Raw genomic sequence first — 21,826 nt, 5'->3', positions numbered from 1 at the left:
GAATTCAGATCTCTTATCACTTGGGTTGAAAACCTGAAAAGCCCTGGACTAGCTTGATTAGCACTACGTTTCTAACCTACCCTCACAAACTAGTAGACTTATCAGCCAATGTACAGAATTCGTACAAACAGCCACCGTGCCTTCTACGTATTATTACTAGGGTGATGAACGTATCGCTGTTTGATTTTGCTTTGTGGGATGGCTAAAAGCGTTCCACATCATTAAACGTGGTCGTTTCGGCTATAGCTGCCTCACCGCAGGTTTTGGGGGTCGGAAATAGCTTAGTTGGATTGGCGAGTCCCTCGGTATTAATCGCATGGCGGACCCATTGCATAGTTTCAAGGTCAGCGTCAGTAAACATTTGTGGCATATAGCAGCGTTTGTCTGCTCCGATGCCGTGTTCACCGGAGATACTGCCTCCGGCTTCGACGCAGAGTTTGAGGATTTCGCCACCCAATGCTTCGACGGTTTCGAGCTGACCAGGGATAGCATTGTTGTACAGAATTAGCGGGTGTAGATTACCATCTCCAGCATGAAAGACGTTGGCAACGTCATAACCATATTTTTGGCTTAATGTTTCGATCTCATTGAGGACATGGGGTAGTTGGGCTCTGGGAATGACACCATCTTGAACGTAATAGTCGGGACTGAGTTTGCCCATGGCGGCAAAAGCGGCTTTGCGACCTTTCCAAAGGCGTAGGCGTTCTTCGGGGGTGGTTGCGATCGCAACGCTCCGAGCCCCATTTCCCTTAACAATTTCACTCACCTTTTGAGCACTGGCTTCCACATCTGCGGGAGAGCCATCCACTTCAACGATGAGAATTGCAGTTGCATCACGGGGATAGCAATCAAGGGCAACGACTTTTTCAACGGCGTTGATACTAAAGTTATCCATCATTTCCATTCCAGCTGGAATAATGCCCGCACTGATAATATCGGAAACGCTCTTGCCTGCGGCTTCGACGGTACTAAAGTCGGCTAGTAGTGTTTGGGCACTTTCCGGTGATTTGAGGATGCGTAGAGTAATTTCGGTGGCGATTCCTAGGGTCCCTTCGGAGCCGACAAAAATGCCAGTCAGGTCGTAGCCTGGAGTTTCTGGCATGTCGCCAACATCGACGATATCGCCGTTAGGTAAGACTAGCTTTAGTCCTAATACATGGTTAGTTGTGACGCCGTATTTAAGGCAGTGAACACCGCCAGAATTTTCGGCAATGTTACCGCCAATGGAGCAGACAGACTGGCTGGATGGGTCGGGAGCGTAGTAAAAGCCTTCACCGCTAACGGCCTGGGTCACCCAATTGTTGATGACACCGGGTTGGACGACGATGCGCTGGTTATCGTAGTCGATGTCCAAAATTTGTCGCATACAGGCGGTGACGATCAGTACACTGTCTTCGATGGGGAGGGCTCCGCCTGAGAGACCGGTGCCTGCACCACGAGTAACAAAGGGGATCTGATTGCGATCGCAGATTTTAACGGCTGCTGCTACTTCTTCAGTGTTTTTTGGCAATACGACAATGGCCGGTCGCTGACGATAGCTGGTGAGACCGTCACATTCATAAACGAGTAACTCCTCTTTGCGACGTATCACCTGGTCATCATTGAGTACCTGCAAAAAATCTTGAACAATTGGTTGCCAGTCTCGTTGTCTGGAGGATGTTGTTTTATTGAGGGCTGCACCAGAAGTCATCTATCGTCTGCCATGGGCATTAGGTATAGCTTGATCCTAACGCAGCACGCCAACGAGTAATCCTTGAATCAAATAATTGATTTTGAATGCTTCCAGTCTCCTTGGATGGTAGGTAATGCCCATTGGGTGGTGGGTTCCCACCCTACACCAACCTTTCTCCATGGAGCATCTTGTTGGCGGCATCTAACAGGGCTTCTTCCAAGTATGGTTTGGTAAAGTAACCACTAGCTCCCAGATCGACGGCCATCTGACGATGTCGATCTGCACCCCGTGATGTCAGCATGGCAATGGGAATTTGCTGGAGTCCATCATCTTTTTGCAGACGAGACAGGAGCTCTAATCCATCCATTCGTGGCATTTCGATATCACAGAAAACTAAATCACAGGGCAATCCAGAACGTAGTTTTTCCCAAGCTTCCTGACCATCTCGGGCCTGCTCCACCCGGTAGCCCACCTTATTAAAGCTCATAGATAGGAGCTCACGTACCGTGATGGAGTCATCCACAATCAAAACTGTAGGTTCAGACTTCACCTTAGCGGGTTCTTCTTGGGATGGAGCAGATTCTTCCAATTGAGACCATACAGCGGTAGTAGGATCACGACGAACTCGACCCAGGGCTAAATCAATTAGTTCCAGAACATCGGCAATTGGCATTACTCGTCCATCACCTAAGACGGTAGCTCCGGCAATACCCGTAGGCTTGGGTACAGGACCTTCTAGCTGTTTGATGACAATCTCTTGTTCACCCATTACTTGATCTACTTCTAAGGCGATGAAACTATTGGCACTACGCAATACCACAATGGAAATCATATTCTCATCTTGGTTCCCGCCATATACTCGTCCCCGACCTAGGGTGCGGTTAAACGACAGCAGATCCGATAGGTTTTGGAAGGGTAGCAAGGTATCGCGCCAGAGAATACAATCCTCATCTTGATCATTTTTCTGAATACGCTCTCGTGACACGTCAAACATGTCTTCCACACCGTCCATGGGGAAGGCGATGCGAGCCTGATTGCTAATACAGCTTAGGGCTTTAGAAATACTGAGGGTGAGGGGTAAACGAATAGTGAAGTTTGTTCCCCGTCCAAGTTCAGAATCGATGGTGATATTACCTCGAATATCTGCCAAGGATGTGCGCACCACATCCATGCCAAATCCTCGTCCGGCAAAGTCATCTGCTTGATCTCTGGTACTAAAGCCAGGATGGAACAACAGGTCATAAACATCCAAAACTGTCATTGTTTGGATATCTGATTGAGAAATCAATCCTTTCTGTAATGCCTTTTGCTTAACAATATCAGGATTAATACCGGCTCCATCATCTCCGACCGAGATAACTGTTTGATTGCCTTGGTAAAATGCCCGGACTGTAATAACACCTTCTGGTGTTTTCCCAGCTAACCGTCGCTCATCGGGGGTTTCTACACCATGGGTAATGGCATTGTTTACTAGATGGGTCATAGGATCATAGAGCTGTTCTAGGATCATCTTGTCGATCAGGATGTCGCGACCCTCAACGATTAGGCGAGCTTCTTTGCCACACTTGACGGAGATATCTCGTACTGCTCGAGGTAAGCGAGATGCGGTTTGGGCAAAGGGTACCATGCGAGCTTTATTAAGGCCTTCCTGTAACTGATTGGTTACCTGTCTAAACTGACGAGTGACTTGATCAGAGGATTCGACCGTATAGGCAATGTCAGACGCTGATTCTCGAACTCGCACAATCAGCTCAATCATTTCTTGAGATAAGGTATGGAACCCGGTGAACCGGTCCATTTCCAGAGCATCAAAAGATTCACCTGTGGCGTGATCGCTCAAATCTGTCTCGGCAGGAGTACTTGTAGACGCTGTCTGATATGATTGTCGGCTAGAGATCAAAGAGCTTTCCAATAGTGAGCGCTCATAGAGGTCACGCATCCGCTGACCAACATCATTGAGTTGTTGCACCTGGAACAATAGATTATCTAAAAACTGACGCAGGCGTTCCTGATCCTGCTCTAGAGTATTGCGGTTGACTACCAATTCCCCAACCAGATTGCTCAAATTATCTAAGTGACTGACCGATACACGCATAGTTTGATCGGTCACTATGCGACGACTGGATAATCGGTTAGATGTAGGTCGATAAGAGGTAGAGCTGGCTGAAGTTGGTGCTAAAGTTTGGTCGGCGTCCTGTAATAGAGCCTCAAGATCGCCAAATTCATCATCGCCGGATGTTGATGCTGCTGGGGGAGTTGGACTAGTTGACAATGTTGAGGGAGCTGGGCTGACTGACTCTTCAGAGGTATCTAATAGAGCTTCGAGATCACCAAATTCATTGTTGTCGTCAGTCTCAAGAGTCGTCGCTTGACTAATCTCTTCGGGGAGTTCTGAGGAAAGTAAGGAGTCTAATGGTTCTAAAGCTTGCTCGCTTGATATAGTGTCTGGTGTATCGAACAAGTCATCAACTGCCGAGGGTGACTCAGCTGGTTCTAAGGCCTGTTCGCTCGATGGAGTGTCTGCTGGTGTATCGAACAGGTCATCAATTGCCGAGGGTGACTCAGCTGGTTTTAAGGCCTGTTCACTCGATGGAGTGTCTGCTGGTGTATCGAACAAGTCATCAACTGCCGAGGATGACTCAGCTGGTTCTAAGGCTTGTTCGTTCGATGGAGTGTCTGCTGGTGTCTCGAACAAGTCATCAACTGCAGGGATGGACTCAGCTGGGTCTAAGGCCTGTTCACTCGATGGAGTGTCTGGTGTCTCGAACAGGTCATCAATTGCCGAGGGGGCTTCTGCAGCAGGAGTCTCAGTAGAGGAAACCTCAATAGTTGAATCTTCTAGTTCGTTAAGTGAGTTTTCCAGACCCAGTTCATTGAGTTCTGGATTGAGGTCAGTGAACGGCGCGGGTACCACCTCATCAGTTGCCATATCAGTCAACAGATCGGTCTCTGTATCGTTATTTAGGCTAGTTTCAACATCATTCTCCAGATTGTTATCATCAGTGACAAAGCCTGTGACAATGCCATCGTCTTCAAGATCTAATAGATCAAATTCAATGTCGTTAGATGGAGGCTCACTGACAATGTCTGTTGATTCGAGATTGCTATTGGTAGGATTTAAACCGCTTAGGCTTACATCCAGATCAGTCATATCTGAAATGCCAGTCGCTGACTCAGCCAATTCTAGGTTTTCTAACCCATCGTCTAGCCCAGCTATATCTGACGCAAGCTCTGCTGGACTGTCATTAAATAGATTATCTACAGCAATTTCAGATGCGATATTGTCACTAAACGGATTGTCTAGTCCCTCATCTAAGGAGAAAACATCGAGCTCAGGCTGTGTCCCATCACCAGGTAAATCAGGATTTTCAAGGTTCTCACCAAAAAGACCATCAAATCCCTCGTTTAGAGATGATGAGGTACTAGTCTCTTGAGCTGAGTCGTTAGTTAGCTCAGGACTAGTATCGCCAAATAAGCCATCATCAGTCGTTAACTCAGGGCCAGTATTATTAAATAGATCGTCTAGTTCTGCCTTTGGAGAGTCTGTAGAAGCTACATCAGCCCCAGCTTGCGTTGGTTCTGCTATGGCTGCATCTAGGTCAATATCCTCAACAGATGCCCACACATCATCCAACTCCAGGCCGTCTAGGTTGTTGTTGTCGGGTATGTTTTGTGTTGATGTATCTATATCAGTATCAGTGATGGCAGCATTATCAAGGCTTTGTTCTGGATTGGAGTCCCAGATATCTGGTGATAGCTCGCCTAATGGTGTTGGTGCAGAGGCACTGTCTGAACGATTATTTTCTGTCCAAAGCGCGTCATCTAAAGAACCAGATACTGCTTTTTGAGGGGGCTCGGCAATGGCCTCATCCACAGTGAAGAAATCATCAAATTCGGACTGCTCAGAATCCGAGCTATCAGATGTTTCAGGTGTACTTGTGTCTTCACTAAAGAAGCCGCTGTTTGTTGCTTTGGTCGCGACTTCTAGACTATCGCTGAGTAAAGCGTCAGTTTCTGAAGTGACGGTAGCATTGTCCAAGGCTAAATCGATATCTGTTAGGTCGTTGCTGGTGGTTTCTAAGGAAGTGAGTGCACCAAGTTCATCCAGATTACTGGATATGTCTAAATTCTCTTGAATACTAGGTTCTGGTAAACTTTGATCTACGTCACCGAATAGATCGTCAACGCTAGCTACTTCATCGGTTGTTGCCATGTCGCCAAATAAACCATCAAGAGGGCCAACATTCTCAGCTGGTGAGGTGTCGGTCGGCGACAGATTGGTTGTATCTGATGGTTGATTTGGATCTTCTAAGCTGTTATCCAGGTTGTCTAAGCTATCGGTATTATCAGTATCGCCAAATAGGTCGGCTAGCTCACTGCCTGATTCAAAGTCATTGAGGTTAGTCCCTAGCTCTGATGAGTCATCGTTTAACAGATCCTCAAAGTCGGGTGAAATGTCGATATCTAAGGACTCTGAAGGCGATGTACCTTCGGTGATGGGCACTTCCTCTTCTTGCCAGTCACTGTCGAGGGCATCTCCACTAGTTTCGAACAAGTCGGCTAAGCTAGTGAGCTCTGCAGCGCCTACTTCTGGGCCAGACGGAGTAGAGACTGCGTTGTTTAGAAGGTCATCTATGGAGATACCATCCTCGGTTGGTGAGGGTGAGGGTTCTACGCTGTCAATGTCTAAATTGGGTTCTAATGCTGACAAATCATCAATATCGATCGCGTCACTATTAGCGGTGACACTAGTATCTTCTGACTCATTGGTTGTAAACAACGCATCGTCTGCAAATAGATCATCCAAGCTATCGGGAGTATCTACGACATCTTCTGGGGCTGCCCCCAGTGTCTGTAATTCTTGAGATAGTAATATTTCACGTTCCCGACCAGCTAAAACGAGGTCCTGTGCTTTTTTGATTTCTTTGATGAGCACTGGGGCTAGGGTGCGGTAGTCATTGTTGCGATCGCACACGGCCCAGCGACCATGCTTCACCAGATTCATCCAAGTGGGCAAATTAAACTGCTCACCAAACCTTTCTAACATTTGGCAGCAGGCCTCTAACGCCAAGCGACTTTCATCCGTATCGGCCTGCTTGAATCGAGCCAGCATCTCTCTAAGAGCGGCTGATACATCGCTACTAAATACAAGCTTCAAAGCGCTTTCTTCAACTGGTTGAGGCGAAGGAGATGTAAAGGCGACAGGAGCAACCTCTTCCAACACTTCGTTGGTATCTGCATCAGCTACAAGTTGGTCCAGATGTTCCTGAAGTTGCTGAAATACTGGCTCTACACCAGCCATGATGCTTTGTTCTTTCTCCTCGGTCAGACCAAATGGTCCCTGCAGCTGTTCGAGCAGTTCTTGGAGGGCATCAAATACCCGTAAGAACATAGATTCTAGGGACCGATCTACCTTAATTGGAGCTTCTTTGAGCAGCTTGAAGTAATCCTCCATGCGATGGGCAGTGCGCTGCATACTTTCAATGCCCAGCATCGCCGCCCCCCCTTTGACAGAGTGAGCGGCCCGAAAAACTTCATTGGCCATCTCTGGATTGACAATGGTGGCCTGAAGATTTAGCAAACCCTGCTCAATAGTATTGAGATGATCCTTGGCTTCTTCAATAAAGTAGCCTAATATACGCTGTTGTTGTTCAGGCAGCATCACCCTCGTCTCCCTAGATAAAAATTGTCTTTATCCCTCGACAAATAATCGGACGTGAATAGACTACTTATTCTCACTTTCTACCTTAAATCGCTCAACGGATGTCAGCAGATCACGGGCTACACCCACTAGATTTTGGAGAGAGCCCGATACCCGCTGAGACTCTTGAGAGGTTTCTTGGGCACTTAGTTCAACCGATTGCATAACTTGAGCAACTGCCCGTGAGGTTTCCGTTTGCTCAACTGTATCCGCTGTAATAGAACGTACCAACACATCAATACGGTTCGATACTTGAATAATATCCTCCAAAGAACGTTTTGCCTGTTCTGCCAATCGTGTCCCTTCGATTACCTGTTGAGTGCCCTCTTCCATGGCAGTCATTACACTACTAGTCTCACCCTGAATTTGCAGAACGATTTGTTCAATCTCTTTCGATGCTTTCGCGGCTCGATCAGCCAGCTGGCGAACTTCATCGGCCACAATAGCAAAGCCGCGTCCTGCCTCTCCCGCACGAGCTGCTTCAATACTAGCGTTGAGTGCCAAGAGGTTAGTTCGAGATGCAATTTGCGAAATCAACGCCACAATCTTAGAAATTTCCTGGGATGATTCTGCTAAGCGCTTTACCTTCCGTGTGGTTTCAGCAACCGTTTCTCGAATCTCTAAAATACCGGCTACAGTTCGCTCCACCGCTTCACCACCGCGCAGAGCTGTGGCTGAAGCTGAGCGAGCTACCTCTTCAGCTTCTTTTGCACTGTCTGCTACCCGCTGAATTGATTCAGTCATCACCTGAACAGAATTCAGGGTAACGGCCAACTCTTCAGCCTGGCGCAGGGCATCTGCCGATAGGCTACGAGCAAACATCTCATTGTCAGAAGAACTCTTAGTCACCTGTAGAGCGGCTGCACTCACTTGTTGCACAATCTCTCGCAAATTTTGAATGGTGAGGTTAAACGAGTCAGCAACCGCACCCAATACATCCGCTGTAACTTCTGCCTGTACCGTCAAATCACCACGAGCGGCTCCTTCTACATCGTCTAGCAAACGAATCACTTGACGTTGGAGGTCTTCTTTTGCCTGTTCTTGCTCTTGTGCTTTGCGTTGAGCTTCGCTGGTGGTGGTAAGAATTACCCGAGCCATCTGATTAAACCCTGTAGCCAACTGTCCTAAATCATCGCTGGAGTAGGCTGTTGCCCGAGCATTTAGATCGCCTTGAGATACCAGATCAAACTGCTGTTGTAAGTTGTCGATAGAGCGTTTGGCCTGGCGATCGATTAATACGCCTAAACCCAATACAGTCAAGAAGCTTGCGATACCGGCCGCGCTACCCATGATTGCAGGCCGTACCCTAACAATAAGATTGCGATCCTTCTGAGAAATATTATTGGACAAACCTCCCAGAGTAACCGAGCTAACGCTAGCAACAGCAATCAACGATACCAGTCCAGCGACACTTGCCATGAGCAAACGCTTGGTTGCTAGTGGCGCATTGCTTAACCAGCTGAGCGTACTCTCATCCTGCACTTCAGGTACAACCACAGGGGATTCATCACCTTGGGTGAATGATGGCAGTTGATCAGCGGTTTCGATGCTAAAAATGTCATCTTCCCCAATAATTGCCTGATCATCATCTTCGACCAAACTAAAACCAGATCCCCCACGGAGTGCGGGATCCTCAGAAAATACCCCTTCTGAGTTATTGACAGATGGTTCCGTAAATTCAGTAGATCCTTCAGAAAGGTCAAATTCCGGTAGGCTTCCTAGATCGTCAAACTCATCAAACTCATCTAGAAAGTCAATGTCTCCCCCTTGCTGACTTTCCAATCCCTCCATAGTGTCGACACCTGGAAAAGTTTGTTCCCCAGCCGGAAAGGTTTGCTCACCAGTTTCGTCATCTATTAGTTCATCAGGCGAAGCCTCAATACCCGAGAGTGTTGAGGCTTCATCAAAATCCTGAAAATCCTGTATAGCATCAGCTGGAATACTTGCCTCAGGCTCCATCATGAAGAGCGTTTTATCTTCTGGCTCTTCTAACAAATTTGATTCTGTCAAATTTGATTCTGTTGGTGGATTATCAATGCCGGGAGTATTGTCAGTTTCGAGGAAATTATCCACATCGGGAAAAGCGTCATAGTCACTTTCGGAGACTTCTCCTGATGGAAATGCTTCGTCAAAATCGTCTTGATCAAACTGTGATAATTCTTGGGTTGATGTGGAGGGACCATCTCGTACAATGCTGTCGAGAGTAATTTCCTCTTCCTCCGAGGATTCAACCAGACCTTCTAAGCTACTGTCTGCAAATGGATCTAAAAGTTCAGCATTACCCAAATCTCCACCGACTGACAAATCGCCCAAATCTCCAATGGAAAACGGATCATCACTGGCTAAGTCGATATCTTGATCACCAGAAGTGCTTTCATAATCAGCTGTGGCATTAAAAGGGTCTGCTACAGCTTCAGTAGCAAGGTCATAGCTATCGTCACGGGCTACGACATTTGGCTCTACAGCATTAGTATTTAAATCAGTAGGGGGGGCTGCGGCTGATTCACCTTGAACACTAGTACCATCTTCAAAGGACAAATCTAGTCCGGCACTTAAGTCGTCTCCTTCTTCCCCCATATCTCCATAGAGCTCTATGGAATCGAATAAACCGTCTGCAGTAATATCCTCAATGCCATTGTCATCAACTGCCTGTGCCTGGCCAACATCCATCTGTTCAGCGTAGGTAAGACCATTATTGGCATAATTGACAAACTCAGGATCAGACGTGAGCTCCAAGACAGATTTGTATTGGGTCCGAGCAACATCGTATGAACTGAGTCCATAGCAATAGATATGACCCTTGAGCAAGAGCACATTCGGATCGCTCGGGTAGTTTTCCGCCAATTGCTCAATGATGTCAGCAGCTTGCTCATAACTGCCTTGCATGTATGCGCGCTCTGCCGCTTGATATGTTTGAGCGTAGTCTATACCCGATGCCATCTGTATTCTCCTGCCAGTCTAAACATCTCCATTTGTCGAACCCGTTGAATTAAGCGGCCCAGCGTGCTGAGCGTAATATGGCAACGTGGTCTAGTAGGCGTAATGAGCGATCCGTATTTGCATCTAATACCCATTCGCCTCTTAGAAAAGGTGCCATCGTATCGGAGTAATCGCGAGACATCTTCATACGCTCCGCATCTAGCCAATCTGTCCCAACTATCTGATTAACGGCTAAGCCTAACATAGTCCCCTGATGTTCGACAGCGATTACTGGAATTTCTGCTCTGTCTGTATTCATCGGCTGAGGGTAGCCAAGAAACTGTCCGAGATCAGCGACCCAAATCACTCGCCCTTGCTCATTTAAGGTCCCAAGCAATAAAGGCGATACGTTGGGGACGGGGGTGATGCGATCGGGGGGATTTTCAATAATTCGGCGAATACCAATGGCAGGTAGAGCAAATTCATCCCTGGAGCCCACATAAAATCGCAAATGAAGTTCACCATCAGGCGTTTCAATTTTCTGTAGTTCAGGGTCTTGATCTTGCCCTACTCCGGTTTGAAAGTCTGGATTACCTACCATCGGCCCCTGTCACCTCACAAATCATTGACATTTCAATCGCGTAGCAGCTGTTTGACCGTTCCCACTAGCTCAGTTGGCTGAAATGGTTTTGCTATATAAGCATCGGCTCCTTGTTTCATACCCCAATAGCGGTCAAACTCTTCACCTTTAGATGAGCACAGTACAACGGGCAAATTTTGAGTTGCTGGATCAGACTTAATCCTTCTACAGACCTCATAACCATTCATACGAGGCATCACGATGTCTAGTACAACGAGATCGGGTAGATCTCCCTGAATATGAGCTAATGCTTCAACCCCATCGCTAGCAACGGTAACTTGAAGACCATTACCCTGGAGTAAGTCAATAATCATTTCTCTCTGGGCAACGCTGTCTTCCACCACTAAAACCGTACTCATAACCTGAATTTCGCCGTTTAAGACCGGTTCATATCTTGATTCAACTCATTATGCCCTTCTAAGGGGAAATAACTATTTAAGTTGAGTCGTATGCCCAGTTGAGTTTGACCATTTTGGTCAAGCAGCGATTGGTTGACCATCTAAGGCTAGTAATGCACACCCTACCGCTTGTGCCTAATAAAATACCCACCCACATCAAATTTATTAAACTTTCATCAAAATTCTTTTATTAGTTTTGTTTGTGAAGTGTCCGAACGGTGCTTAGGAATATATACGAATAATTCTAAATAAGGCTATAGAAAGCAGTGGCTTTCATCCATTAGGGTATTACTGATTACTCCAGCTTTCAGGGTTTAAAGTGGCTGATATCTCTTGTTCGAGAAGGGTTTCAGGCGCAAGGCGCTTGGGATTTCCCCGACCTACATATTTTTCTACCAAGGCTAATAGTTCGGGTTCGCCAAACGGTTTGGTGAGATAGTCTGTGGCTCCGACCATATTGGCTTTGACTCGATCGACGAAGCTATCCTTCCCCGTCAGCATCACAATGGGGACCGATTGAAACCAGGGTGCTTGTCTGAGCATCGCACATAGCTGATGGCCTTCTAGCTCAGGCATTGCTACATCACATAGGATGAGGTCTGGCTTGAGACTAAAAAGTAAACTCAGAGCTTTGACTGGATTGGCAATTGATGTGACTTCATAACCATAGGCATCCAGCATCATTTCTATGGCCTGGCGCACAGCTAGGGTGTCGTCAATACATACGATCCGAGGGACGGTATTGATAATTGGTTCTCTGACTTGCTGTTCCGAGGTTGTTTGCGGACGGTGTAGTAGCTGGAGCTGTCCTTTTTGGATGTAAGGGTAGAGCCCATTAGCAACGCTAAAAATATTGCGATTGAGATGACGAGAGATCCGGATAATGGACGTTTTACCATTGGCCATGGTCAGCAATGGCGGCAGGTTTTCGGCTGTTTCTAGTTGATCCTTATCCACTAATAGGGGGCAATCGTAAAATGAGCTAAAGTGAGGCTGGAGCTGTAACCATCCCTGGAGCTGGCGAATCACTTGTTTTACGAGGGGTAAGCTGCTAAATTCGGTCAATTGAGGACTCAGGGATACGCGGAAGCGAAAGGAAAACCGTCCTTGGTGTAGGCTGATGACCTCAAATAGCGTTTCTTCGATTAGGCGGTATAGGATGGAACGAGCTTGTTGGGTGGTGAGATAGTTATTTTCTAAAAGCCACCAGAGTGCTCCATATTCTGGTGGTCTCAGGGGTGCCAAATTCGATAAGTTAACGCTAGCCCAATTTATAGAAAGTTTAAGGGGGTGCAAAATATCTTGCAGTCTTTCGAGTTGCTCATTGGTCCGTCCGGCGTAGAGGACGCCTCCATTGGCAAAGAACACGAGCCATGAGTTGGATGGCTCTTCGAAAGACTCAATGTAAAGTTCTCCGGTTTGCTGACCAATATCAATCAGTTGAAAAATACTGCGAATATCCAGCTCGCTTAACTGGCCCTGCATAGATTCTGTCCTAGGGTTTTCCTGAGTTTGTCTTGGAAAATTGAAGGCTTGCTATAGAAGCGGCTGCTAATAGTGCAATTTTTAGCTTCATAGAGTAATCGGTCTTGGAACTTGGTAACTAGGTTAGCTACATTGAGGCACGGCATTAGCTACAATTATTAGCATTTAACTGCAGCTATACAGTTTCTATATGGGGTGACTCTTTCATCCGGATGGTTTAGCTACTGTTTATAAAGTTACATTTTTTATGTGAATGGTATGTGTTGGAGCTTGTTTATTACCCGTATGTGCACGTAGGAATGTACATATTAGGGGTAAAGGTATTACATTCTGGCTTAATGACTAGGGATTATTAGCTAAGCTCTAGTTCATTAGGGAATTGTTTTAGAAATAGAGTTTTCTACTTGAGACGGATACACTAAGTGAACTGCTTGAAATTACTATGTACAATCTCGACTGAATAAATATTTCTTGATTATTGATTTTGCTCCAATATTTTGATAGATCAAAGTTCCCTGGGTGGTGCCTTGGGCTTCTATATTACTAGCTGAACGAGACGTGGATGTTGTGTAGGTGAGTAGCTGTTATTCATAGCTATTTGTATAGACGAAGGGGATGCCAGCGTGCGTTATTTGGCCGAAGTTCAGAAAAAAAGCGGTTTTATGGGTGGCAATCGAGCTGAGTTTAAACTCTTAGCTTGTGAGCGTTCAGAGCAAAATTGGAGTGCTGTATCGGGGGATGAGTTGGTTCCTGCTCCAGATGATGCGGGTTATGGTTCCGGCACTCTTGTTTTAATTGAACTTTCTAATGGTCGTCAGGTGCAGCGCCACTACGAGGCAGGACGTCAGTTAGTAAGTATTCTGCAAAATTTTTCTAGTCTCAACAAAAAATTTAAGACCCAGGAAGATGAGATTGAGCAGTGGAAGGAGTCTTTGACGTATCAAAGTCAGGCACTCAATCAGCGTGAGTTGGAGCTGGATACCCGTGAAGATGAGGTCAAACAAGCGGCAGCCGATCTAGATCAGTTAGAGGACCAGAAGACACAATTAGAAACGTTTCGTAGTGAGCTAGATCAGCAGAAGCAGGACTATGAACGTAAAAATGCTGAACTTGAGGGAGCTTGGGCCCATCTAAATGGGGAAAAGCAAAAGCTGGAAGAGCAGCACGAAGCTGTATCGGCCCAAACTGGTTTGGATTCGGGGCAGACGCAAAAGCTGCGAGATGCTGTAGAGCATCTGATGGCCAATGTGTTACCTATGGAGGATCTACGTCAGCAGTTAGGTGGTACAAGGGAGGTTTTGGGGGTACATCAAGTACAGCTTCAGGACGGGCAGCATGCAGTCAGCGAGCAACAGGCTCAGTTACCCACTAAGGAAGGCGATGTTGAGCGGTTTAGGCAATCTATTCAGGAGCTTTATGTTGCTTCTGATGCGGAGCGTTCAGCTTTAAATGATCTGTGTTTAGAGCTTCAACAAGCGAGGGTTGAGCTGGCGCAGAAAAAGCAGCAAAATCAGCTGGTATCAGAGCAGGTTAATCAGCAGAGTGGTGTCTATCAGAAGGTCTATGAGCTTCTAAATACCGGCGATCAGGTGCGTTTGGGTAAAAAAATTGATCTGACCAAGCTGGAAGAGATGTCTGTAGAAGACCTGGAGACGTTGGTTGGGAACATGGAGACCGACTTGGAAAAGATGTCTCGGTTTGTCAGCGATCAAGAAGAAGAGCTGAACTATCAGCAGCAGGCAATTGATGAACTCAAGCAAAAGGCCGAGGCTGCTAGTGAGTACGATCGGATGCAAATTGAAGCTGATATCGGCGATGAGCAGGATCGCTATGACATGCTCAATAAGACTCTGGTGGGACAACGACGTAATCTGCTGGAGCGAGAAGAGGTATTGAGTCAGCATCGAGCAGTTTTGCTGCGACGCCAAGGGCAGGCAACGGTTGATAGTCCAGTGGCGAATTCTGCTGATTTGGAGCCGGTACTAGAGCATATTGACCAGGTGCGTCAGCAGCTGGCGACTCAGGCAACGGAGCTAGAAGAGTTAATTGCTGATTTAGAAGGTCGTTGTGAAACGCTGCAGCAGCAGGTAGATGCTAAGCAGGCTGATCTATCGACGAAACTGGCAAGCCTTGAGAAGGAACGATCAAACTTGGAGCAGGCTGTGAAGGATTGGGCCGGTTTGGAGAGTGTGATCGCCACCCGCAATGATTATCTTGGGTCTGCTATGGATAAAATGAACGCTGTACAGCAAATGCTTGAAAGCGTTTTTGGTACTTTAGAACGTTTTCAAGAGGTTAATGACTATCAGCTGCAAGCCATTGCTGAGATGCAACAAACGATTCAAAGCTTGTCTAACGAGCCAGCGGCAGCTTAATCTTGAGTCCTATCCATCGCACTTGCGCCATGATTTGGGTAAACGAGCATATTGATCCGTCAGGTATTATTTATTCGGCGATTGCTTGCTGCGATCGCAGCGCTGCCGAAGATTGCCATGATACGTTTCAAGCTGCCCTCACGGACGAGCAAAAAGAAGCGGGTTGGGTTGCTCGATTACGTACCGTCGATTCCTGGGATGATGTTCCCATCAGTGCTTTAAAGCTTTCATAAGGTGGGGCAAACGCCCACCATCCAAAATAAATTATGTCCGAGCATTTTATTAAGCTGAGTCAATTTCTCAAGTTCAACGATTTAGTACAGTCTGGTGGCGAAGCTAAGCATTTGATCCAAGCAGGGCATGTATTGGTCAATGATGAAGTGGAACTGCGACGAGGCCGTAAATTATATACAGGGGATCGAGTCACATTTGCTGATCAGACTTATGATGTCGTCTCCGATGTAGATAGTTCAGACGGTTCCAGCTAAACCCTGCTTAAGTTCTTTAAAAATCGCATAATAAATAAATCCGCTTGGATGATCAAGTGGAGCATCCAGGCGGATTAAAACCGATATTCAAAGATAACGGTGTGTCTGTCTTCTATTTGCGTAAAGGAGCAGACTGTAGATTTTTCTTAGCAGGATGAGTATGCCCGTTATTGTTGATGGGCACAGGGACGCTATGATCACCGTTTTTATGGTTATTGCTAGCCCCTGCAGGTCGTGGCTGAATTAGGCCATACCCACCATGATTTCGTTCATACATGACGTTGATCTCATCGGTTTCTGTGTTGTAAAACACATAGAAATCGTGATCAATAAGCTGCAAATTTTCTAAAGCCTCCTGTACTGACATGGGAGTCATGGCAAAGTACTTAGTCCTCACCACTTCTTCTGGTAGCTGAGGTTGACGCTGTTCTAATAGTTCAGTTACCTGCAAATCGGCATCTTGAGAACTATCATCAACAGTCATAGATCGCACTGATACATGTTCAGAACTGCGACGTTTTTCTTTATATTTACGTAGCTGTCGGCTAATTTTATCAGCGACTAGATCAATGCTGGCATATAGGCTGTCACTGCTTTCTTCTGCGCGTACCACAGCCCGATTTACATAGACCGTAACTTCAGCACACTGTCGGGTGGGCATTTTTGTTCCACCAGCCACAGATAAGCACACATCAACCTTATTGATCATTCGTTGAAAGTGGCTAACTGACTTTTCAATTTTTTGAGAAACATGCTGACGAATAGCCTCTGTGATTTCAATATTTTTTCCTTGGATAACAAGCCTCATAAAGCTGCCTCCACTGATAGAAGATAAGCGATTAATTTCACTTTAGCACTTTAATTTTGAGAGAGTTTTCTTCTTTGAAAAGATTTTTATCCGTTGATAATTCTTTAGATTTAATGTGGGATCATTTTAGTTGCAATGGTTTTATTTAGGTCTGTATTTTCTTTTATGATGGGACTCCCAGCGGTTTTTTGAAGCTTTCATCGGTATAGGCCAAGGTGCTGATTCAATCCTATTTTAATTATTCTTTAATCTTGATGCATGTCGGTGTTTATATTTAATTAGTTCTTCTTTAAAGGTTTGATTGATGATTGTCGAATTCAAATCTCAGTAAATATATGGCTGGCTAAATTACGTATCAACCCTCACAAAATTGATGTTTTTGTGATGATTAAAGATAGAAAACTTATTGTTCAAGATCTTGGATTGATGGCCTATGAATTGGTCTGGCAACATCAAAAAAAAGAGGTGTCTGCTCGGAAGCAAGAGCCTATGCTGGACGATGTTTTGATTCTGGCTGAGCATGCACCGGTGTATACCCTGGGGACGGGCTCTCAAACCCAGTTTGTCCACTTTGATTTAGCCGATCCGAGCTATGAAGTGCATCGAGTGGAACGTGGGGGGGAGGTGACTTATCATTGCCCTGGCCAATTGGTGGGATATCCTATTCTGAATTTGCGCTATCACCGGCAGGATTTGCACTGGTATCTACGTCAGTTAGAAGAAGTTTTAATCCACTGCCTGGCTCACTACGGACTTTTGGGAGAACGCGTCAAAGGGCTGACGGGTGTATGGATTGACGGCTATAAAGTGGCTGCCATCGGCATCAAGGTCAGTCGATGGATCACCATGCATGGTTTTGCTCTCAATGTATGCCCTGACCTGGCAGGGTTTAAGTTAATTACTCCCTGTGGTATTGCCAATCGGCCCATAGGTTCTATGGAGCAGTTTGTGCCTGGTATCGCTGTCGATGAGATTAAGGCAGTGCTTGTAGCGTCATTTGCTGAGGTGTTTAACCTATCGAATGCAGTGGTTGGATTTGGATACTGACCATTGTTAAGCCATGGTACCAATCAGCGATATAAAAATTTAGGTACGGGTGAGTGGGTGTCAATTTACACACAGATAGACCTGTGAGACTTGGTTAGCTTTAGTTGTGGGCTCGCTAGTAAACCCCAATAGTGGTTGTGAGTTACCGTCTATGATGGCGAACCGCCTTATAGGCCAATACAATGGTTTGATAACGGACATTTAGCCTATGCCCGACCATAGTTTCCCTGAATCCAAGTCAATCAATAGAATACACTCGTCTATCCATACCCTAGTTGGAGTTGAGCAGACATCTAAATCTGTTTTTCCATCATTTGTAGAGTCCAAGCAGGACTCCTGGGGTGGCATTACTTTACAAGCTCGTTATCAGCCTGAGGTCAATAGCTCGCCTCTGAGCCCATTAACATTCCATGCTGAGCCCTTGGCTCCTTTGCGCCAGCGTGATCAACAGGCCTTGGAGGAAATATTTGATGATACCCAGGTTGAAGACATTGTTGCTGATATCTGTATGAGGCTTAAGCAACTATGTCCTGAACCCTGCTGGGATGATGATCCTTTTGAATTTTTAAAAGGATATGTGTAAGTTAAGTTTGTCCCGCAAGGTTGCAAGGATTGCTACCAGAACAGGGGCCGTAAAGCTCATGGGTGCTTTAAATATTTTATGGAAGCCTTTTGAACTTTAGATTTGCTTAGGCAAGCATCAAAATAGCCCACCTGTTCCTGACATTGGAGCAGGTGGGCTATTTGTTCTACTAAGACTAGAACGGGATTTCGTCGTAGTCGGGGGTGCTGCTGGCTGGCTGTGTGGCTGTGGGAGGACTGGTGGGGGCGGCGGCGGCAGGACTACTATTGCCTTGAGGGTTGTTTCCTTCGGCAATGGGAGCAGCCTCTGCCATCATCATGGCCTGCATTTCAGCAATACGATGCAGGCGTTGTACAGTGATTTCTGCCTGTTTTTCGCGAAATCCTTCAGGCCGATCCACGCTTTTCATCGTCAAGCGACCTTCAATCACTACCCGATCACCTGGACCGTAGCTGGCATCCTGAATAGTCTGCGCCAGATTACCCCAGCCTATGGCCTTAAATTGGGATGGACTATCATCCGGACGCAGACCGGCTATTTTGACCTTGAATTCGGCAATGGGCGTTTGATTGTCGGAGGTATAGCGCAACTGCGGTACCTCAACGATCTCGGCCATTAGGATGCAATGGTTCATACGACTTGTTCTTCTCGAATACCCTGCTCTTTTTCAATGAATCCTTGAACTCGCTGACGATAATCTTGCAGATGGGTATCGACCCAATCTCGATCGGCGCTATTAGCAAAGATATGAACAAGTGGATCGCCTGCGTCCGGTAGAATCAACACCCAGCTATTGCTAGCGCGGTCAATGACCTTGACACCATCTACCAGTTCAAGGGTATCAGCAGGATGACTTTCCACAAGATAGCGCATGAGGGCACCCTTGATGGTCCATGGACAACGCAGGGTTTGGACACGATGGGAAATCCGAGGTAAATCACCCCAAATCCGGCCCAGAGACTGTTCCTGAATTGTTAACATTTCTATCAGTTTGGCGATGCAGAACATGGCATCGAAGCCTGGATGAAGTTGGGGGAAAATGAAGCCCATGTCGCCACTGCCTCCAAGGACAACATTGTCGCTGGCCTGACAGGCTTCCATCAGAGCCGTTGGATTGGCTTTGGTGCGAACTACGTTACCACCATGACGGCGGGCAATTTGTTCGATGGCTCCTGAGGTATGTACAGGGACAACAACGGTTCCCTTGGGCTGAGCCGTCAGGATCATGTGGGTCATTAGGGCCGTCAGCATCTCCCCACGAATGGGTGAGCCTACTTCATCCATCAGTACCAACTGCTCTCCATTTGCCGCTACCTGTACGCCAAAAGTAGCTTGTAAAGCTTGGACCACTTGCCCTAGCTGTCCTAGCATGCTCTCGCGTTCGTTATTGGAAGGGGCCGCCTGGCTTAGACTGGCATTTAGCACGACCGCATCACAGCTAAATTTTCCTAGCAAACGAGGCAATACGGCTCCTGAGACCGCATAGGCATAGTCGATCACTACTTTGGATTTGCTGTGGCGAATGGCTTCAACATTGAGACGCTTTTCAAACTCAGTTGTGTAGATTTCAACCAGGTTTGCCGGGTAAGCCACTTCACCAATTTCATGGATTTGAGAGCGTCTTAGATTTTCTTTGAAATAGGCACCTTCAATTTTCTTCTCCTTTCCTTTGGGAATGTCGATGCCGTTTTTATCAAAAAACTCAATCAGGATTTGATCCGCTCGATCAGGATGGATGCGTACATGGATACCGCCTGCAACATCCAGAGTGGGCAGAATGGCACGGGCTAATGGGATTGCTGTGGCCTCTAAGTTTTGAATGTTAATGCCCACGGACATTAGTCCGGCGATTAGCGATCGCGACACCATCCGTGAAATACTGCGTTGATCCCGTGAGACAGTCACATGGGATCCCGGTTTTAGGGTAGAGCCATAGGCTGCTCCCAACTTGACTGCAAATTCAGGGGTAATGTCGATGTTGGCCAAACCTGTGACGCCACGCTGACCAAACAGGTTACGTTGGGCCGTATTACCCCAAATCAGGTTGATATTTAGCGTTGCGCCAGATTCGATCCGCTTACTCGGCCAGACTCTTACCCCTGGACTAATTTGTGCTTCTTCCCCAACGGTTGAAAGTGCCCCTACTACAGCGCCTTCTAGGACGTGGGCCCGGCGGTCAGCGCGGGTACCCCGAGCAATGACACAGGCTCGCAGGTGGGTCTCATCGCCGATAATTGCACCATTCCAGATGATGGGCCGTTTTAGATCCGCGTCGCTACCGACCGTGACATTATCGCCAATAACAGTACCTGGCTCTAAGGTCACCCGTGCGCCGATCCGACAGTTACGACCAATTAGGACCGGGGGCTTAATGACCACTGTCGGATCGATGTGGGTGTTTTGTCCGACATGAACACCTGGTGAAACTTCAGGGTAGGCAAAATCCACTAGTACTTTGCTATCGAGGGCATCATACTGAGCCTCACGGTAGGCTTCGAGGTGGCCCACATCACACCAGTAGCCTTCGGCTACATAGCCATACATGGGATCGTCCTTTTCTAGGAGTAAGGGGAAGAGATCCTTAGAAAAGTCCTTTTCTTGGTTGGGAGGCAGATAGTCGAGTACCTCAGGTTCCAGGATATAAGTACCCGTATTAACCGTATCTGAGAAAATCTCACTGGTGGAGGGCTTTTCAAGAAAACGCTTGATACGTCCTTCCTCATCGGTGATCACTACACCAAACTCAATTGGGTTAGGAACTCGAGTCAGTACCAGGGTTGCTTTAGACCCCTTTGCTTTATGGAAACGAACCGCTTCCTTCAGGTCAAAATCAGTGATGCTATCACCGCTAATCACGAGGAACGTGTCATCAAGGAGCTCGGCAATATTTTTGACGCAACCGGCGGTGCCCAGGGGCTGATCTTCTTCAACGGCATAGGTCATCTGTACGCCAAAATCATGCCCATCTTGGAAGTAGTCACGCATGACGTCAGGTAGGTAGTGCAAGGTAGCGATGACCTCCTTGATGTCATGTCGCTTGAGCAAGTTAACAATGTGCTCTGCGATGGGACGGTTGAGCACAGGAACCATGGGCTTAGGTAGGTCACAAGTCAGGGGTCGAAGCCGGGTCCCAGAACCACCAGCCATGAGTACTGCGCGCATAATTCCTCCTATGATTTTGTGAAAACTCAAACAATTGTTATTAGGGGTTCGTCGTAGATGAATAACGACGTTACCCTTTGAGATGCACCCTGGCAGGATTTGCTGTGGGTGATGTCATTTCTCTACTGTTGTTCCTTGTCTGCAGTGTCAATTGTACTTGTTTTATTAAGCTGAACTTCATATTCATTAAGACAGCCTTCAGATTACTTAGTTTACGGCCATACATACCCGTTGACTGTGTTTTATGTCCTATCAAAATTAGCCTCAGTCACCTGGAGGCCAATTGGCAAACTAATTTTGATACGTTATCGTTGCACTAATTTTTTGTGAGGATGAACCTATGCCCACTCTATTAGGTCTATTGCTACTGGCTGGTTACGGCTACGGTGCTTGGAAATTTTGGACCGGATTTAATCGCACTAATTTCAGCAGCGGCAAGCTTTACCTAACGCTGCTATGGCCTGTATTTATAGTCAGTGCTTCCTATCGTCAGAATTTTACTAAAGCGTTGAAGGGACGTTAGAGGTAATGTTCAGATGAACACCAGC

The 21,826-nt window shown here is 46.7% G+C and carries 15 protein-coding genes; 6 read left to right on the top strand and 9 right to left on the bottom strand.

Features of this window, described 5'->3' with window-relative positions; translation table 11 throughout:
- Positions 1 to 202 precede the first annotated feature (202 nt).
- The 6 genes from glcD to IXB50_RS07290 form a co-directional block, all read right to left on the bottom strand.
- Positions 203 to 1,690, bottom strand: coding sequence for a glycolate oxidase subunit GlcD (gene glcD, locus IXB50_RS07315; RefSeq protein WP_215608299.1), 1,488 nt, complete (start codon positions 1,688 to 1,690; stop codon positions 203 to 205).
- Positions 1,691 to 1,832: 142 nt separating this feature from the next.
- Positions 1,833 to 7,334 carry a hybrid sensor histidine kinase/response regulator gene (locus tag IXB50_RS07310; protein ID WP_215608298.1) on the bottom strand — a complete coding sequence of 1,834 codons (5,502 nt, stop codon included), beginning with the start codon at positions 7,332 to 7,334 and terminating at the stop codon, positions 1,833 to 1,835.
- A 63-nt stretch (positions 7,335 to 7,397) separates the two neighbouring features.
- A complete protein-coding gene (locus IXB50_RS07305) occupies positions 7,398 to 10,313 on the bottom strand; it encodes a methyl-accepting chemotaxis protein (RefSeq protein WP_215608297.1) in 2,916 nt (971 codons plus the stop codon).
- A 49-nt stretch (positions 10,314 to 10,362) separates the two neighbouring features.
- Positions 10,363 to 10,893 (bottom strand): chemotaxis protein CheW, encoded by a 531-nt coding sequence (locus IXB50_RS07300; RefSeq protein WP_215608296.1) that lies wholly within the window; start codon positions 10,891 to 10,893, stop codon positions 10,363 to 10,365.
- 32 nt (positions 10,894 to 10,925) lie between these two features.
- Positions 10,926 to 11,291 (bottom strand): response regulator transcription factor, encoded by a 366-nt coding sequence (locus IXB50_RS07295; protein WP_215608295.1) that lies wholly within the window; start codon positions 11,289 to 11,291, stop codon positions 10,926 to 10,928.
- Between the two features lie 327 nt (positions 11,292 to 11,618).
- Positions 11,619 to 12,815 carry a response regulator gene (locus IXB50_RS07290; RefSeq protein ID WP_215608294.1) on the bottom strand — a complete coding sequence of 399 codons (1,197 nt, stop codon included), beginning with the start codon at positions 12,813 to 12,815 and terminating at the stop codon, positions 11,619 to 11,621.
- A 623-nt stretch (positions 12,816 to 13,438) separates the two neighbouring features.
- Between IXB50_RS07290 and hmpF the strand changes: the two genes are divergently transcribed.
- The 3 genes from hmpF to IXB50_RS07275 are packed head-to-tail and all read left to right on the top strand — an operon-like array spanning position 13,439 to position 15,678.
- On the top strand, positions 13,439 to 15,190 hold the full coding sequence (gene hmpF, locus IXB50_RS07285; protein WP_215608293.1) for a pilus motility taxis protein HmpF: 1,752 nt from the start codon (positions 13,439 to 13,441) through the stop codon (positions 15,188 to 15,190).
- Between the two features lie 29 nt (positions 15,191 to 15,219).
- Positions 15,220 to 15,423, top strand: coding sequence for a glycogen debranching protein (locus IXB50_RS07280; protein ID WP_215608292.1), 204 nt, complete (start codon positions 15,220 to 15,222; stop codon positions 15,421 to 15,423).
- Between the two features lie 33 nt (positions 15,424 to 15,456).
- Positions 15,457 to 15,678, top strand: a complete 222-nt coding sequence (locus tag IXB50_RS07275; RefSeq protein ID WP_215608291.1) for an RNA-binding S4 domain-containing protein — start codon at positions 15,457 to 15,459, stop codon at positions 15,676 to 15,678.
- Between the two features lie 112 nt (positions 15,679 to 15,790).
- Here the strand turns inward: IXB50_RS07275 and hpf are convergent, their stop codons facing one another.
- Complete coding sequence (hpf, locus tag IXB50_RS07270) at positions 15,791 to 16,486, bottom strand: ribosome hibernation-promoting factor, HPF/YfiA family (protein ID WP_215608290.1); 696 nt, start codon at positions 16,484 to 16,486, stop codon at positions 15,791 to 15,793.
- A 384-nt stretch (positions 16,487 to 16,870) separates the two neighbouring features.
- On the opposite strand from hpf, the gene lipB reads away from it, so the two are divergent.
- Positions 16,871 to 17,533 carry a lipoyl(octanoyl) transferase LipB gene (lipB, locus tag IXB50_RS07265; RefSeq protein ID WP_215608289.1) on the top strand — a complete coding sequence of 221 codons (663 nt, stop codon included), beginning with the start codon at positions 16,871 to 16,873 and terminating at the stop codon, positions 17,531 to 17,533.
- A 208-nt stretch (positions 17,534 to 17,741) separates the two neighbouring features.
- Positions 17,742 to 18,116 carry a hypothetical protein gene (locus tag IXB50_RS07260; RefSeq protein ID WP_215608288.1) on the top strand — a complete coding sequence of 125 codons (375 nt, stop codon included), beginning with the start codon at positions 17,742 to 17,744 and terminating at the stop codon, positions 18,114 to 18,116.
- A 175-nt stretch (positions 18,117 to 18,291) separates the two neighbouring features.
- Here the strand turns inward: IXB50_RS07260 and IXB50_RS07255 are convergent, their stop codons facing one another.
- On the bottom strand, positions 18,292 to 18,732 hold the full coding sequence (locus IXB50_RS07255) for a single-stranded DNA-binding protein (protein WP_246564221.1): 441 nt from the start codon (positions 18,730 to 18,732) through the stop codon (positions 18,292 to 18,294).
- Positions 18,733 to 18,746: 14 nt separating this feature from the next.
- A complete protein-coding gene (locus tag IXB50_RS07250; protein ID WP_215608286.1) occupies positions 18,747 to 21,278 on the bottom strand; it encodes a mannose-1-phosphate guanyltransferase in 2,532 nt (843 codons plus the stop codon).
- A gap of 340 nt (positions 21,279 to 21,618) precedes the next feature.
- On the opposite strand from IXB50_RS07250, the gene IXB50_RS07245 reads away from it, so the two are divergent.
- Positions 21,619 to 21,801, top strand: coding sequence for a hypothetical protein (locus IXB50_RS07245; protein WP_215608285.1), 183 nt, complete (start codon positions 21,619 to 21,621; stop codon positions 21,799 to 21,801).
- Positions 21,802 to 21,826 lie beyond the last annotated feature (25 nt).

This window comes from Leptothoe spongobia TAU-MAC 1115 (assembly GCF_018739885.1).
GTDB lineage: Bacteria > Cyanobacteriota > Cyanobacteriia > Phormidesmidales > Phormidesmidaceae > Leptothoe > Leptothoe spongobia.
Note: the sequence above shows the minus strand (reverse complement) of the source record. Positions and strands in the feature narration are given on the sequence as shown.